Annotated in this window: 14 protein-coding genes and 6 pseudogenes; 4 read left to right on the top strand and 16 right to left on the bottom strand. The window is 42.1% G+C overall.

Annotated elements, in window-relative coordinates:
• Window positions 1-40: 40 nt before the first annotated feature.
• The 8 genes and pseudogenes from Xbed_RS20550 to Xbed_RS19795 form a co-directional block, all read right to left on the bottom strand.
• Window positions 41-175 (bottom strand): hypothetical protein, encoded by a 135-nt coding sequence (locus tag Xbed_RS20550; RefSeq protein WP_279625538.1) that lies wholly within the window; start codon window positions 173-175, stop codon window positions 41-43.
• Window positions 176-835: 660 nt separating this feature from the next.
• On the bottom strand, window positions 836-1,036 hold the full coding sequence (locus Xbed_RS19800) for a hypothetical protein (RefSeq protein ID WP_208612265.1): 201 nt from the start codon (window positions 1,034-1,036) through the stop codon (window positions 836-838).
• Window positions 1,037-1,866: 830 nt separating this feature from the next.
• A pseudogene (locus Xbed_RS20620) lies at window positions 1,867-2,074 on the bottom strand (terminase small subunit); the annotation flags it as partial.
• Window positions 2,075-2,077: 3 nt separating this feature from the next.
• A pseudogene (locus Xbed_RS20615) lies at window positions 2,078-2,353 on the bottom strand (terminase small subunit); the annotation flags it as partial.
• A 565-nt stretch (window positions 2,354-2,918) separates the two neighbouring features.
• Window positions 2,919-3,125 (bottom strand): hypothetical protein, encoded by a 207-nt coding sequence (locus tag Xbed_RS17030; RefSeq protein WP_086114046.1) that lies wholly within the window; start codon window positions 3,123-3,125, stop codon window positions 2,919-2,921.
• Window positions 3,126-3,772: 647 nt separating this feature from the next.
• Window positions 3,773-3,958, bottom strand: a pseudogene (locus Xbed_RS17025) (lysis system i-spanin subunit Rz); the annotation flags it as partial.
• Window positions 3,892-4,038, bottom strand: a pseudogene (gene rz1 / locus Xbed_RS20610) (lysis system o-spanin lipoprotein Rz1); the annotation flags it as partial. The pseudogenes rz1 and Xbed_RS17025, both read right to left, overlap by 67 nt.
• A complete protein-coding gene (locus Xbed_RS19795; RefSeq protein WP_167371935.1) occupies window positions 4,022-4,177 on the bottom strand; it encodes a hypothetical protein in 156 nt (51 codons plus the stop codon). The pseudogene rz1 and the gene Xbed_RS19795, both read right to left, overlap by 17 nt.
• On the opposite strand from Xbed_RS19795, the gene Xbed_RS20605 reads away from it, so the two are divergent.
• Entirely contained in the window at window positions 4,135-4,422 is a 288-nt protein-coding gene (locus Xbed_RS20605) for an Nmad5 family putative nucleotide modification protein (RefSeq protein ID WP_167371937.1), read from the top strand. The genes Xbed_RS19795 and Xbed_RS20605 overlap by 43 nt on opposite strands.
• Window positions 4,423-4,470: 48 nt before the next feature.
• Here the strand turns inward: Xbed_RS20605 and Xbed_RS17020 are convergent, their stop codons facing one another.
• From Xbed_RS17020 to Xbed_RS16990, 6 genes and pseudogenes are all read right to left on the bottom strand, one after another.
• Window positions 4,471-5,259: a hypothetical protein gene (locus Xbed_RS17020; protein ID WP_086114044.1), complete on the bottom strand. Its 789-nt coding sequence runs from the start codon at window positions 5,257-5,259 to the stop codon at window positions 4,471-4,473.
• 267 nt (window positions 5,260-5,526) lie between these two features.
• Window positions 5,527-6,093 (bottom strand): annotated as a pseudogene (locus tag Xbed_RS17010) (IS30 family transposase); the annotation flags it as partial.
• Window positions 6,094-6,196: 103 nt separating this feature from the next.
• The gene (locus Xbed_RS17005) at window positions 6,197-7,462 is read right to left on the bottom strand and encodes an efflux RND transporter periplasmic adaptor subunit (protein WP_086114043.1); all 1,266 of its coding nucleotides are present in this window, start codon (window positions 7,460-7,462) and stop codon (window positions 6,197-6,199) included.
• A complete protein-coding gene (locus Xbed_RS17000; RefSeq protein WP_086114042.1) occupies window positions 7,455-8,912 on the bottom strand; it encodes a TolC family protein in 1,458 nt (485 codons plus the stop codon). Before Xbed_RS17000 ends, Xbed_RS17005 begins: the two co-directional genes overlap by 8 nt.
• Window positions 8,905-10,113 (bottom strand): ABC transporter permease, encoded by a 1,209-nt coding sequence (locus tag Xbed_RS16995; protein WP_086114041.1) that lies wholly within the window; start codon window positions 10,111-10,113, stop codon window positions 8,905-8,907. The genes Xbed_RS17000 and Xbed_RS16995 overlap by 8 nt, the downstream gene beginning before the upstream one ends.
• On the bottom strand, window positions 10,106-10,846 hold the full coding sequence (locus Xbed_RS16990) for an ABC transporter ATP-binding protein (RefSeq protein ID WP_086114040.1): 741 nt from the start codon (window positions 10,844-10,846) through the stop codon (window positions 10,106-10,108). The genes Xbed_RS16995 and Xbed_RS16990 overlap by 8 nt, the downstream gene beginning before the upstream one ends.
• Window positions 10,847-11,216: 370 nt before the next feature.
• Between Xbed_RS16990 and Xbed_RS16985 the strand changes: the two genes are divergently transcribed.
• Window positions 11,217-11,483 carry an LCI fold-containing protein gene (locus Xbed_RS16985; protein WP_086114039.1) on the top strand — a complete coding sequence of 89 codons (267 nt, stop codon included), beginning with the start codon at window positions 11,217-11,219 and terminating at the stop codon, window positions 11,481-11,483.
• A gap of 276 nt (window positions 11,484-11,759) precedes the next feature.
• Window positions 11,760-12,038, top strand: coding sequence for a hypothetical protein (locus Xbed_RS16980; protein ID WP_086114038.1), 279 nt, complete (start codon window positions 11,760-11,762; stop codon window positions 12,036-12,038).
• An 82-nt stretch (window positions 12,039-12,120) separates the two neighbouring features.
• Here the strand turns inward: Xbed_RS16980 and catA are convergent, their stop codons facing one another.
• Window positions 12,121-12,762, bottom strand: coding sequence for a type A chloramphenicol O-acetyltransferase (gene catA / locus Xbed_RS16975; RefSeq protein WP_086114037.1), 642 nt, complete (start codon window positions 12,760-12,762; stop codon window positions 12,121-12,123).
• Between the two features lie 569 nt (window positions 12,763-13,331).
• Between catA and Xbed_RS16970 the strand changes: the two genes are divergently transcribed.
• Window positions 13,332-14,162: a PhzF family phenazine biosynthesis protein gene (locus tag Xbed_RS16970; protein WP_086114036.1), complete on the top strand. Its 831-nt coding sequence runs from the start codon at window positions 13,332-13,334 to the stop codon at window positions 14,160-14,162.
• Window positions 14,163-14,213: 51 nt separating this feature from the next.
• Here Xbed_RS16970 and Xbed_RS16965 read toward each other — a convergent pair.
• Window positions 14,214-14,435, bottom strand: a pseudogene (locus Xbed_RS16965) (ISKra4 family transposase); the annotation flags it as partial.
• Between the last annotated feature and the right edge of the window lie 358 nt (window positions 14,436-14,793).

The raw sequence follows: 14,793 nt of genomic DNA, 5'->3' as shown, positions 1-14,793 counted from the left end.
CGGTTACGGCGCATGGTTCAGTCTCCAAAGGAAAGATAAATTAGCCGTAGCGTGCACGCGCCTGATGGCAGGGACAAGGTGAGTTCACCGGACGCTTACCCTGTAGCGGCTGAATGGTGAATACCGCCCATCCGGCCAACCCTGCAATCGCCTTGCCGGGCGTTACCGTTGCCATAATAGAACCCATCAGATACTTAACCGTTAATGAACTATTTCGAAGGAAATTAAAGAAAGGCTATTATCGTCCAATATGATCTATTTTCAAACAAATCGATCACATTCAGACCAATTAGGCGTGTATCTGGTTTATTTAACTATAAATAGGCAACAAAACGGCAATTAATAAACATTCATCAACCCTGTTTTGCAGGCTCTTAAGTCGATTGCTCTGATATTGGGAACGGAAATAAGTGAAAAATCGACTTATATGATCAGAAAACATAATGGTTTTGATGAAATTCAGACTAGTCTTAAGGGACGGACAATCCATCCCTGAACAAGAGAAAATTTAGCGCAAAAATGACAAAGGTGGGGTTGTAAGCGCAGTTTGGTAATCATCCAATTGATTGATTACATTTAGGAAAAAATCATATCTTCCGGATATTTCATCCTGAGGAGCGGCTAAGTTAGTTTCCAATTTATAAACCACCGCACGGCTTCGTAAGGAGTACCCAAGAGAGGATTTTGAAGAGCTGTTTTTGTGTCGGTTGCCTCATGCACGGTGGTAAATTTCATGGCTAAAGCGTAATTGTGCGCTGGGACGACCGGGGCGCGAACCTTATGGCGTGGTTGAATACCTCACGTTACTTATTCGCAAAGATGAGGCGGAGTTACGTCAGACAATGCAGGCACTATCAGCGCGGTAGTGTGGAAAATGTGGTGATCCCCTTCCTGTGGCTGAGTGTTGTTTCTCTGGTGAGTCTGCGTGTTGAGCTACTTTGGGCTGGCATGAAGTTAAACTGTGATGGTGTGACATGCCACGAAAGACGATCAATCCCGCCTTTGACAGGCGGGAATATGATAGTAGTCCTGCCATCAGCATCGTTTTTTAACGCCAACTTTCGACAATACTATTAATAATAACCGACATGTTTCTGACGTTGTGCGTTATACTAACTACATTATGTTGATTCCAAACGCCTTGATGATATAAGACACACCCCATACTGGAGCCAGTTTGATATACTATATCAGTTAGGTCATTACACTGTAGGTCGTGAAATGCAATCCATACAACAGGGTACTCATAACGTGAATTCCCAGTGACAGAATAATATAATTGATTTTCATTCCTCTTTTTCCAATTCCTTCCCTGACTTCTTTCATGCTCAAGAAATCTATCAATACGTCTAAGAAAGTAAGACATGGAAATCTCCTTAAATAGGATGACTACGATTCGTATCAGTGTGTCAGCAAAAGGCAGCAATTTTCCTCTTGCATAAAACCACCCATCCCGCGCTCCAATCCGCAAGATAAAAAAAGGATCTCACACCCCGCCAAGCGCCAGTCCGGGCGCTGTTAGGACGATCCCTTGCAACTGTATGAAAAACACTGCATTTAGTGGGCAGGCGCGGCGGGGTGTAATCCCCATGCCAGCCTTAAGTTTCATTATGCAACTATTACATGTGTAATTACATTTCATTCAGGCAAAAAAAGACCGCCCCGCAGGCGGCCATATCATCAACGGTGGAGTCAGTCGTTTCCGTCAGTCTCCAACGAATAGCGTTCAAACCGGATCACCTCTTCCTCTAGCCAGTCATTAAGCTGCTTCATCGGTTGATTGCACTACTGCCCCTCATATCCTTTAAAGTGGAAACGAAGAGTACCAAGCTGTGCCGGATAATCGCCCGCATTGACCGGCTGGTCAGCCAGTTGTTTAATCGCGGCTTTCGGGTCATGGAGTTTTAACTTGATGCCGTCCTTTCCGGTAGTCAGTTCTGAGATGGCACTCAGCGCGGCGGGGTTTTGAATCTTTGAATTGCCATGCGGCTTGAAAAACCGGCTGGCCCTCTTCGTCTTCCCCTATCTGACTGTTACGGAAGTCGGCGATATCGTGAATAGAAACACGTCCCATGTGAGATAATCGCTCTAGGGCTTCCTGACGGCTCATAACCGCATCGGAAACGGCTTCTTGGTTCATGGCATCGAGAAAAGTTTTAACGTTATCAAATGTTATCATTCGGCTCGCCTGAGTTCGGGCTGATTCTCCTTTTGCCTTCCCTCCTGCCTTACGATAAGCATCGACCTGATTTAATCCTTTTAGGATACCCAGTGCGAATTTTTGCTGTAATGGAGTTAAGGCATCAAAGATAACTTTTTGCTCATCAGTGAGCGTTAGTTTCTTTTGTGCCATGTCTTGGTTCCTTAAATAGAAAAATGCCGCCAATCCGTGTGCGTTGGGTACGCGGTGAGAACGGAGCAGCAGCATGGGTTATTGATATTCCTTTAGCCACACAAGGGAATGGGCAAAGAAATATTGACTTTAGTTTCAGAGGGGTACTAATTGTTCAGTATTATTCGCTTGTTATTTGTTGCGAAGGGGATTATGTGTTGTTGCAAATAAGTTGTTTTTTTGGAGGTGGTTATGAATCCCACTCTAAATCCCACGCTAGTTGAAAAATTTCTTTCGTTGATAACTCTCAAAAATCAAGATGGAACGGATGCATTGCAGCAATACGTTGAACCATCAGGAATAACCAACCTGATTATCAGAGTGGATAACTGCCAGACATTAATAAATAATATAATTGGTAATTATTCATTGTACTTACGTGCCTTAGGCTTTGAACGCAAAAGTAAGTATGATTCTGTTCCTAATCGGAAAAGGCTTGAATTCAGACTAAGGCAGGATGCCCAAAACCCAGTACCTGTAACCATTGATTCATATGCGCAATACATATTACCTTATATTGATATTGTTAGGTCTGCACAAGACGATAGTTCGGTGCCGGGGATTTTGGCAAATCAATGGGTTCAACAAGCATTGCGGGGACATAGTGATACCAGAAATAGAGATAAAATAGTGGAATCCTTAATCCCATCACTACTAGATCGGCAGTATCCTGCACCTTCAAGCCTAATGAGAAACCCAACAGTACCACCTGTCCAAGGAGATTTTCCAGCATTGAGGTCACTCCTATTTGGAGATGATTCGCCTCCATCAAGAAGTCCTCAACCCAGTAGCTTGAATGTGCAACCTGTGCAAAGCCACCAGCAATTTCAGCAACAAATACAACAGGCGACGCTAGTGAGTCGCAATCGATACCTTCAACAACTGGCTGGGCAATCTGCCTCTGGAAGTCAACCCGGCCCTTCTGGGTTCAACCCACAATTTCAACCATCGAATGTACCAACAGGAGATCAATCGGGTACTTCGGGTCTTTCCCGTACTCAAGCTGGCGGCCCAATGATGCATCAGAGGCAACATCAATCCTCCCGTGCTACTACTCCGTATTCAAGACCTGCTAGACAAGAGAGTCCAACATTGCGTTCTCTGTTAGGTAGCACTACACCAACAAGCCCTCAAGCATCTACACAATCTTCTCCAAGTTCACCAGTGTCCATACAACCTCCCGGTGCGCCGAGACCCCCATCTGCACCGCAAACTCCACTTTCACCAGCACGAGCAGCTCCACTAATACGCCCAGTGTACAATAACCCAACCAATGAAGATTTTGATGACATATTAGATGTAATGCGTTCTCATGCCAGAACCCCTAGCCCTCGACGCTAATAGTAATGGTGTTGGTATTTGTTCCTGAGTTGTCAAGGCTTACCGACACTGCGTCCTAACATACTCCTGCAACCCCAGAATTATTTGCTCTGAGGTGGCAATGCGTTCTCTGAGTAGCCAATAATTTCGGATAGCGGAGTCTGTAGGTCGGGCGGGGGTTGCATCATCCATGCCGGAGGGGGCAGGGGTTTTAAGCACTGGACACTTGGCTTTGACGTACACCCGCTCAGGGTGAGCAAGAGAAGCAGTGTGCAGCTCATCGATTTTACTCTTGGCATTGGCGAGTACCTATAAGTGCTTTGCATCCTGTTCTGCAAGGTGCTTTATCCGCTCTTGCTGGGTGGTGTTGATGGCGACTTGTTCAGATAGGGATTGACTGAGTTCGGCTTTATTCCTCTTCAATTCTGCTATCTTGTCACTTTGCAACTGGAGAGCAAAAGCCATACCACCGAACAATATCAAGGCGACTGGAAAAACGCCACGACGAATTAGTAAACCAACGGGAAACCATCACCAATAATGTAGAAGCGGCGTTATTAAAAGTACGTACTGTAAAACGATTGCTGGAAGAATGGCCGGAAGCCGCCGAGTTAATACTGAAGGATATTGCGAAAGCCACCCCAGTCCCCGCCGTTTGTCGTGAGGCACTTAATGAGTTAAGTGGGTTACCGCCAGAGGTTGCTGGTTAAATGTAAGGAATGCCCCGTATTTCACGGGGCTATAGTAAAAACAGGGTCTTATTCCGGCTCATTCATATAACGAAGAATTTCTGCGGAAAGATGTGGGTCTAATGCTAACACCTCTCTCAATAGATCTAGAGTTTTTCTGCATACTAAACTAGGTTGTTTAGCTAGCTCTTGCGGGTCTTCAATATAATAAGCATCACCATATTTTTCGACTAATTTATCATTGATGATGGATAATGCTTCTTCTATTTGTTCAACAGGCAATCTATCAATTTTATCATGGCGAGCTATAGAATCCGCAATACTATTCAAATAGTTTCTCTCGTATGCTATTCCTTTAATATCATCTTTTAATTTAAATACATCAAGTTCACCGATTACGCCGGGGTATACGGTGTTGAAACACTGGAGACCAGTAGGATCATTTTTTAATAATATACTAAGGGATTTAATTAAATGACTACCATATTTGTTTACAGCCTCATCAGAAGAGGAGTTTAAAAGAGTCGATATATTGCTACCAAACCATACATTAATGGAGGCTATAAATTTTAATATAGCTTCATTTGATTCTGCCTTGTTTGCTTCTGACTTGTGCCATACTTGGGGTATAGACTCCAATTCTTTATATAAACTTTCAAACTTATCTGGATCAATTTTATTTAAGGCTTCAAACATCGGATATGTTGCAAGTATTTTTTCTCTAGTTGGAATACCATTTCCTCCGAGTAAATTTCCTCCCGTTATGTTCCCTGATATAGCACAATAAAGTAAGAAAACCACAACAATAACAGTAATCACTAATTTTTTAATATCGACATAATCTTTTAAACTTCCCATGTAATCCTCACCAATTTAAAACTAACGATTATGAATAATAATATTCTCTGGCTCGACCTCGAAACCTACAGTGAGACCCCGATTAGAAACGGTACTTACGCCTACGCGAACACGCGGAAATTATGTTATTTGCATGGGCGGTTAACAATAACCCTGTTCAGGTATGGGACGTTACCAGTGGTGCTCCCATGCCGGAAACGCTACAAACAGTATTACATGACCCGAATATTACCATTTTCGCCCATAACAGCCATTTCGACCGAACAGTACTAATGTTAATAATGCACTTTTATGGTATTTACCAACGATAGTATCTCCTTCCCAGTCACCAATACGCTGCTTTTTATCAACCCATTTTGGGCGCTTTTCAATGCTGATCCTGTTTTTGATTTTTCCTCTGTGTTCATGACTTCCATAGCGTTTACGATACGGTTTTTTAGCTATCCTGAGATGCTGCCATAAATCACCACCATTAATTTTATCCTTGTAAATCAACCTATAAACGGTTTCATGATGCAAGGAGATGATATTTTCCCTTTTGAGATAACCGACTGTTTGTTCAGGGCTTAGATCTTGCCAAACTAATTGTTTAATCAACTTGGTTATCTCGGGTGTCACTTTGACTGTTTTGACAGCGGTATGGCGGCGTTCTGAGGCTTTAAGCTGGGCCTGTTTAGGGCAGTATTTTTGTGCTTCCCGGTTTCGTTTCAATTCCCGGCTAATCGTTGATGGGGCTCGATTAAGCGATGTTGCAATAAAGCATTGTGTAAAACCGGCTTCTTTTAAACTGAAAATTTGATATCTTTCTATTTCGGTCAGCTGCATATAGGCCATAGTGCATTTTCCTTTGGCGAGAAAGATGCCTACTATAGCAACTGACCGCCTTTCTTAGAAATTGCACTTATTAGGCGAATCCAAGTCAAATAATAACTGTTTTTCAACGGGTCAATGTAATAAAGCCCTTTTCCAACCCATGAACTTCTATTCCTTCCGGCATCGCCTCACCAACGGTTATCTGGCGAGGAGTTGCCAGACTTTTTAAATCCGGGCGCCAGATTACAGTTAAATTTCCATTCTTATCACGGACCAGCGCCTTCTCTGGTACAACAATCCCCCGCTTATTGTGATAAATAACAATACTGACTTTGGCACTCATACCGGATCTAGTGGGATAATTCGGGTTCATGGATGAAGTTACGTTAATCACCACATCATAATAAATAGCCGAGCCGAGTTTGTCGTTGTTCGCACTTTGCATGGCAATGGTTTCAATTTCTCCATCCAAAGGGTGATCGGAAAACCCCGCTCCACTGATTTTTACTGCCTGCCCTTCCTTGAGTTTGGTGAGATCGGCTTCTTCAACCTGAGCTAATACCTGATACCGGGATGTATCCATAATTTCCAGTAATGGCATACCTTCAGTAACCCGAACCCCAGTCTGAACAGTTAAGAGTTTCCCCTTTTCCCCTTCTTTGGCCTTGAGTATGACACCCGAAAACGGGGCTTTGATTGCTTTATGAGCAGATTGTTCCTGCAACGCCTGATAGCGGCTTGTTGCATTCTGAAGCTCCATCTCTGCAACTTGTACATAACTGGTATTTCCTTTTTGTCGGGTAGATGTAAGATCGTCCTTCGCTGAAGCAAGTTCCGTAAGTTGCCGGCGAAGTTGTTGCTCAAGGGTTTCCACTTCCATCCGTGGGACAATGCCCCGTGAAAAAAGTGCCTGTGTTTTGGTGAGATTATTTTTCAGTTCCATTACCAGATGGTTCGCATTCTCGACGTTCCTTCTGGCCCGGATCACTTCCTGACTGTTTTCCCAGTCCCGTAATTGCTCAACGACAGAGGAAGCCTTAATCATCTCAACCTGCGCCTGCCGGATTTCGATATCAATTTTTCGGGTATCAAGTATGACTAATGTCTGATCTGTGTTCACCCGCTGCCCTTCTCTCACCAAAACTTGCTTGATAATTCCCTCAAATGGCGCAGGTATGGTCTCAAGACGGCCGGATTGCAGTGTACCGACTAAGTCCAATCGTTTTTCTATCAGAGCCGGTTTTACTTCAATCCACTGAACCAGGGCCTGATCCGGTGATTTTTCTGAAAACACATGTCCAAAGGGCAAAAAGACAGAAAAACAGCCCACGACAACAAGTATGCCAGCTATAACCCAACGATAACGTTTAGTCATTGCTTTTTTATTCATTAATCGTTATCTCCCAGCTTTCCAGTGTTGCACCCAGAATTTGATCCAGTTCAGCCTGCGCATTGAGATACTGGATAAGCGTATTCAGGCGGGCATTTTCGGCGTTCCTCAGGTCAGTTTCAAAACTCAGCACCTGAAAGTTGCTGGAGCGCCCTGCCTGTAACTTTTCCTGCTCAATTTCAAGTTTCTTTTGTGAAAGTGAGCTGGCCTTTATTGCTAACAGATATTCCTGCCAGCGTGATTCGGTATCACGGATAGCATTGGTGACTTGTTGTTCCAGATTTATTCTGGCTTCTTCCAGATGTAAGGCCTGCTTCTGGACATCAACTCTGGCCTGAACTTCTGTCTGTTGCTGTGTCATGTCACCAATTGGGATATCCAGTTTTATTCCTACATAATTTTCCCAGTTTCGGCTGTCAGAAGAGGATGAACGATACTGAGATGCTCCCCCAATCAGTGATAAATCCCAAAGACGGTTATCTCTGGCCTGCAATAATTGAATATGTGCGGTTTTTGCGGAAAGTAGCCGGGTAAGATACTCTGGCTGCTGGGCCTGTGCCTTTTTAATGGATTGTTCAATATTCAGACTGACATGAGTACCTTGCAGGGTATCAGTCGCATGGATGGATGTTTTGAGGCTCAGGGCGAGCAACTTAAGCAATGCCAGCTTTGCGGCATGGACGTTATTTTCAGCCTCTTTCGCCGACAGTTCCTGCATCGCCAGATCGGCCTGTGTCTGTATAATATCTGTCTGAGCCATTCTGCCGGCATCAATCAATTCCCTATTTGTCTCCACCAATTTCTGCATACGTTTAAGGGAAGCGACAGATAAGGCCTGCTGTTCCTGAGCACGAAGTAACGCATGGTAGGCCAAAATAATTTGCGTGATGGAATCGGCAATTGTTGCTTTTAAATTCAGGCGGTTGGTTTGTTCCCGTAACTTTGCCAATAAGACCGGCGCATTATTCACATCGGTTCCGGCTCCCCGTAAAAGAGGCTGTATCACAGTAATACTTGCGCCATCATTGTGAAGACGGTTTATTCCCGACTGATGATACTCGCGCGCCCATGAAAGCGTGAAACGGGTTCCCAATGGGGTGAGTAATGTTGCATTAGGAGAAAGGTTAGCTTTCCTGAATGTTGCCGCCTGATCCTTACCGGCAACGTAACGCCCGCTCAGCTGCAATTTCGGTGTAAACCGATCTTCTGCTACCCGCAAATCAAATTTCTGGGCGATACGATCCAGATAAACACTGCGGATGGCATAGTTATTCCGTAAACCCAGCGATATAGCGTCACTCAGTGACAATCCTATCACTTCCCCTGAATTTTCCCGATGCAGGTTATAATCAGACTCTGGTAAAACTGACCGTTCAGGTGTAGCGCCCCCTGTCTGAGGGAAGCAGAAACACAGTGTCAGCGAGCCATAAAGGAAATATTTTTTAATCATCACGTAATGCCTGTACGGGTTCCATTTGAGAGGCTTTATGGGCAGGATAAAAACCGGAGATAAGTCCCACTATGATTGAACTTCCTATTCCCAAAGGAATGGATGAAGGCGCCAGAGAAAATGACCAACCGGAGTAAAGGACAAAAAGAAAAGCGACAATGATCCCAACCAAAGCACCAAGAATTGCGCCGGAAAAACTCAATACAGCCGTTTCATACAAAAACAGTCGCCGGATATCCTGAATTCTTGCCCCTAAAGCCATACGCAATCCGATCTCTTTTCGCCGGGCTGATACAGACATCAGCATTACATTGGAAATGGCAATACCGCCGGACAGGAGCGAAATTGCCGCTAATCCTATCAACATAAAAGAAAAAGTTTTGCTTTGCTCCGTCTGCCCTTTCAGTAGTTGCTGGGCAACCCGAACGTCAATATCAGCCTCTGGAAACTTATTCTTAAAGAACGTCAACAAATTCTCTGCGTCGGTTTCTGTCGAGGAGGTTGTTATCGAGCGGGAAATAATGCCATTCAGATTAGCCTGTGGTGATATTTTACGCATGGCATTAATAGGGACAACAATCACCGAATCCAGAGAAAAAGGAAAGATAGGATTTTTCCCTTTGACATCGAAAATACCAATCACGGTGCATAAATAATTACCAATCTGGATCTGCTTGCCAAGTATTCGGGATGTATCTTCTCCAGCGAGGGTAACGGCAACTTCATTGCCAATAACCAGATAGGGTGATTGTTGGTCATAATCGGAAATAAATCGGCCATAACGAAGTTGCAGTTGCATAACTTCGTCAAGTTCTGCCGTGGAGCCGATCAGGATAAGATTTTCTGTTTTTCCGTTATAGCGTACAGGAGAAGGATAATAGATCCACGGTGCCACTGAAGACAAACCGGGAATAGCCGCTTTCAGGTCATCCACTTTAATGGCTTCACTATCAATGACATGATTATAGGAATAAAAATTTGTTGTAATGACATTGATATCAAGCCCGCTGAACACCTTTAATGCGGCAAGCGTGGTGTTATGGCCGATATTGATAAAGGCCACAACAGACGCACAACCAATAGCAATCCCCGATAAAGCAAGCAGAGTGCTTCTCCCCGTTGCGATTAAATTACGCCACGCTTCCCGCCACATCATTAATGCAGGCATTCCATAGCTGCTGAACTGACGCTTATCAGGCATGAATTGCCACACCTCTGGTTTCATGCAACTGGCCATCAACTATACGTAATTCACGCTGCATATGGTTCGCTACCATCGCATCATGGGTTATTACGACCAGCGTCATTGCGTTATCTGTATGAAGGGAAGAGAGTAACGATAAAATTTCTTCTGCCGTTTGGTGATCCAAATTTCCGGTAGGTTCATCAGCCAGCAGTAATGACGGTTCGCCAACCAATGCTCTGGCGAGCGCCACTCGTTGCCGCTGCCCGCCGGATAAATCTGCCGGATAATGCTCAGAACGATGTGAAAGCCCCACTAAATGTAATTTTTCTCTGGCAATTTTATGCGCCTGTGAAGCAGAAATACTACGGTAAAGCAGTGGCAGCGCGACGTTTTCCGTTGCTGTCATTCCGGGCAGTAAATGAAAACTCTGAAAAACAAAGCCAATTTCTTTATTGCGCATTTTGGCACGCAGATCAGCATCTGCTGCTGACATATCGACATCGCAAAGAAAATATTCTCCGGAAGTGGGTTTATCCAGTAAACCAAGAATATTCAGTAAAGTACTTTTACCTGAACCCGATGTGCCAACAATCGCGCAACTCTGACCCGCATAAATTTGTGCGGTGACATTTTTCAGAACCGGTATTTTCCCCTCTTCTCCGTGTTGATAAACACGGGTGAGTTGTCGCATATTGATAACCGGTGATATCGGCGCTGTAGGGAAAATAGAATTTATTATAGTACTCATTGTTTTTATAATATCCTTCACCTTAATATCTAGATTTATCTTTATTAGAATAACGTTGTTCTGATAACCTTAAGAAATTAATGGTTAAATAACAATCAAAACATGCTGAATAAATATCATTCTATTTATCAGATTGCAATTATAACCAATTTAATTCTCCAGCGTTAGCAATAGGATCATTGTTATTCATAATAAATTATGATAATGGAAGTTCTATTTCTAATCCATAAATAAATTCATGGGTTATTTATAAATTTTAAAATTGCCACACCATCTGAAGATGGTTTAGATTTATCTCGCATGATAAAATGCAATTTAATAATAAATCTTTTTAAACCGAAAATAATAAAATTATTATGGGAGAAAGTGTATGTTCAAGAAATTATTAACAGCCGGAGCATTAGCAACAGTATTAATCGCAGGGATTGGGATTGGGACTGCATCAGCAGAAGGAAGAACGTTCTATTGTGAAGGGTCCTGGATTCAAGATCAAAATCCTGTGGGAAATAGTATGTGGGTTGTTAACCCTTATAAAAATTTCGCAAATAAATTTGAAAAATATGGAAAAAAATGGACATTTACAGGGCCTATTTATAATTGTGGAAACGGAAAGTGGGCTGGTCACTACAGAAGTTAGTAAAAATATAAAACTCCACCAAAGTTCCTATTTTTAATAAGGATTTTCATGACACTGAAAAACCTCGTTATTTTTAACGAGGTTTTTCCCCTATTCCATAATTAATTGAACATTCCACTTTTTTAACTAAAACCAATTAAATTTTCAATACAAAAAAATATACCGTTTCTAAATTTTGAAATGGTAAAACCACCGAGTGGTAATTTACATTTATCGCGCATTATAAAATATTATTTGATAACCTATAATTTACAATTTTTTAAAAGGAAGATTTTCATGTTGAAGAAATTCTTTGTGAGTGGAGCATTAGCCTCTGTCATGACATTAACTGGCGGAACTGCATCGGCAAGCACAGATATTCCCTGGAATAATTGCTATTCTTCCCCGATAGAAAACAACAATGGTGTATATACTAAATACCTTGTTAAAGATGGGATTGTTTTTCTTGATGTACGGAGTGAAAATAGAATCAAATGGCATTTGACAGGCTTTAAAAAATTATACGTTTGTGGAATGAACGTTTATGTTGGTAAATATGAAGGTAAGAAAATATAATATTCTTCGAAAAGCCTCTTGTTAGAGGCTTTTTTGATTAACAAAAAGACCACCGCACGGTTCAGAATGAGTGGCCTGATTATTATATTAGTGATCCATTACACAGGGTCTGTAATTCATTAATATACAAAGCAACATGATAACCATCACAGGCTGCGTGATGTACTTGTATCGAGAATGGCAATAATACTTTTTCACCCTCTTGCTGATATTTTCCCATTGTGAAAATTGGGGTTAAATAATCAGTAATATCAACAACATTAAGGTTGAAACCATCAAAGCCTATCCATGGTATTGATGATATATTGATGTGATTTTTCGGTATCTCTGCTTGTGGATAAAGACGTGTATCGCTACCATACCGTTCAATATCAGCGTGATAATTCGCCATAAACTGTGATAAATCCGGTGAAAAAGGCGTCCACAATACAGAAAATGTTTCAGTCTCTTTATGAAAAATAGTAAAAATAGGGTTCACACTGTCCCAAACGATTAACTCCTCCTCTTTTATTGTTAATCTGAATTCCGGATGTTGATTAACGACTTTGGTGATCAGGTAAATCATGGCGGGATAAAATTTATAGTGTGTATCCGATAAAGATGACAACAGTGTTGTAATATCAATTTTAGTCGTCAGACTAAACCCACACTTAACACGATGGCGGTAATGGGTAAAGTGTTCTCTGCGGTTCCACTTTTCAAGATCTACTTTTGTGTAATTCATGTTTTTCCCTTCTAATTAATATATTAATGATAGAATTAATCAGAAGGGAATTATCACTGTCTGAATTGGTAACATCCTGTGACTCCTTGATTGTTTTAAGTATAAATGATACGGATACTATCATTCATGCTTAAAAATACCAATCCGTAATCATAGCTGAGCAATTTGCTCCACGGTTTTACCCTCTTAGGTACTTAAATATAATGGGACTTTGCTGTCTACAAACGCAAATAGTGCATTTGATTTACGATAAGCAGTAACCATTTCCAATGACATTATTATTCTCCTTGTTTATTACCACGGGTTAATGGACATACTCTAAAACCTTAAGTTAACTTGAGATCAAGCAATATTTATCTGATGTTTTTATGAGGATGAAACACTTAGCTCAATGTGTATTTCTATTGAAATTTCCCCAAACCCTATAAAAAGGTAGAGAAAAGTATACACATTTACCGAATCATGGTTTATAACATCCAGTTGCAGGAAATAGTGATGGACATCGGCGAAGATAATAAAACGCATTCCCTCCCTAAAATATAAAACATGACATACAAACATGGTGAATGATGAAATTCTTATTTGAACAGGTTAGTGTTTTTTCGAATAGAAAATTACAGGGTAATCCATTGGCTGTCGTTTTCGGTGCAGACAACTTGAGTGAACAGCAAATGTTTCAATTTGCCAAATGGACTAACTTGAGTGAAACCACATTTTTACTTGAACCCTCTCATCCTGATGCAGACTATAAAGTCAGAATTTTTACTCCTGCAGGTGAATTACCTTTTGCTGGACACCCGACACTAGGATCATGCTATGTATGGCAGAAAATGACTGGGCAAGCAGATAAGAAGACTATTATTCAGGAATGTAAAGCGGGCCTGATTACTATCAGACAAGTCAACGGACGACTGGCATTTATGGCTCCTCCGCTAATGAGAACAGGCGATGTTGCTGATAATGAAATTGAAACTGTCTTGAAAGGGCTTGGTATTAATTCTGATGATGTCGAATCGTGTCAGTGGATAGACAATGGCCCTGGTTGGCTTGGTATTTTACTTAAATCAGTCGATAAACTTTTGGAAATACGTCCTGATTATGCACAACTGAAAGGCTATGAGATTGGTTTGTGTGCACTTTATCCTGAAGAAAATCAGGCCAGCCTGGAGGTTAGAGGCTTTTGCTGTTCAATATCTACAGAAGACCCGGTGACTGGTAGCCTGAATGCAACTATTGCTCAATGGTTGATCTCGAATGGAAAATTACCTGCAAATTATATCGCCAGACAAGGGCAATGTGTTGAACGGGATGGCTGGATTTATGTTACTTCAGACGAAGACGGAATTTGGATCTCCGGTGATGTAGTCGATTGTATCAGTGGTGCAGTTGAGTTCGACTAAGTAATAATATGACAGTGCTGATCACGGAAAGCATAAAAAACTGTGGGGTATTTATGCCGCAACCGCTTCTGTCCAACAAGGCTCCGTTTCGTCACCTAATTTCAGGTCCGGATACCCGTGCTCAAACTGGGTTTTCAGTACCGCCGTGAGTGTCTGGAGTAAGTCATGCGCACCTTGCTGGCTCCATTGCATCTGCTGCTTTTTCACCATCCGTTTAGCGATAACTTCATTGATCGTCGATTCAAAAAATGATGAAGAAATCGGTTCGCCATAAAAATCGCGTTCAGGCAGTTGCTCATTAGATAAAATGACAACTGAAAATAGAGTTTGATTTCGATATAAAAAATAAGTGCACGATCCAACGCTCAATGCACTTGGATGACAATATAAAAACACCCTTCTGAGATCTTTTTTAGTTTAAAAAACTTTCATCGTCAGACGGTGGGTTATGTGTCCAACGATATCTGCTTCCAAAAGTGTGCAGATGTACCGCAATATTGCTCTCCCTTTCAGGCTACGGGAGTTTTTGTTTGCCACCCGAAGGCGATCCTGACAGGCGATGGATCGTTTTTGTAGAAAAGAATATTAACGGTTAGGTTGGCTGGCGTCAAACCGTGGCTGTTCCCGTCAT

The sequence above is a fragment of the Xenorhabdus beddingii genome (assembly GCF_002127545.1).
Taxonomy (GTDB): Bacteria; Pseudomonadota; Gammaproteobacteria; order Enterobacterales; family Enterobacteriaceae; genus Xenorhabdus; species Xenorhabdus beddingii.
This window is presented reverse-complemented; position numbering and strand designations above follow the sequence as displayed.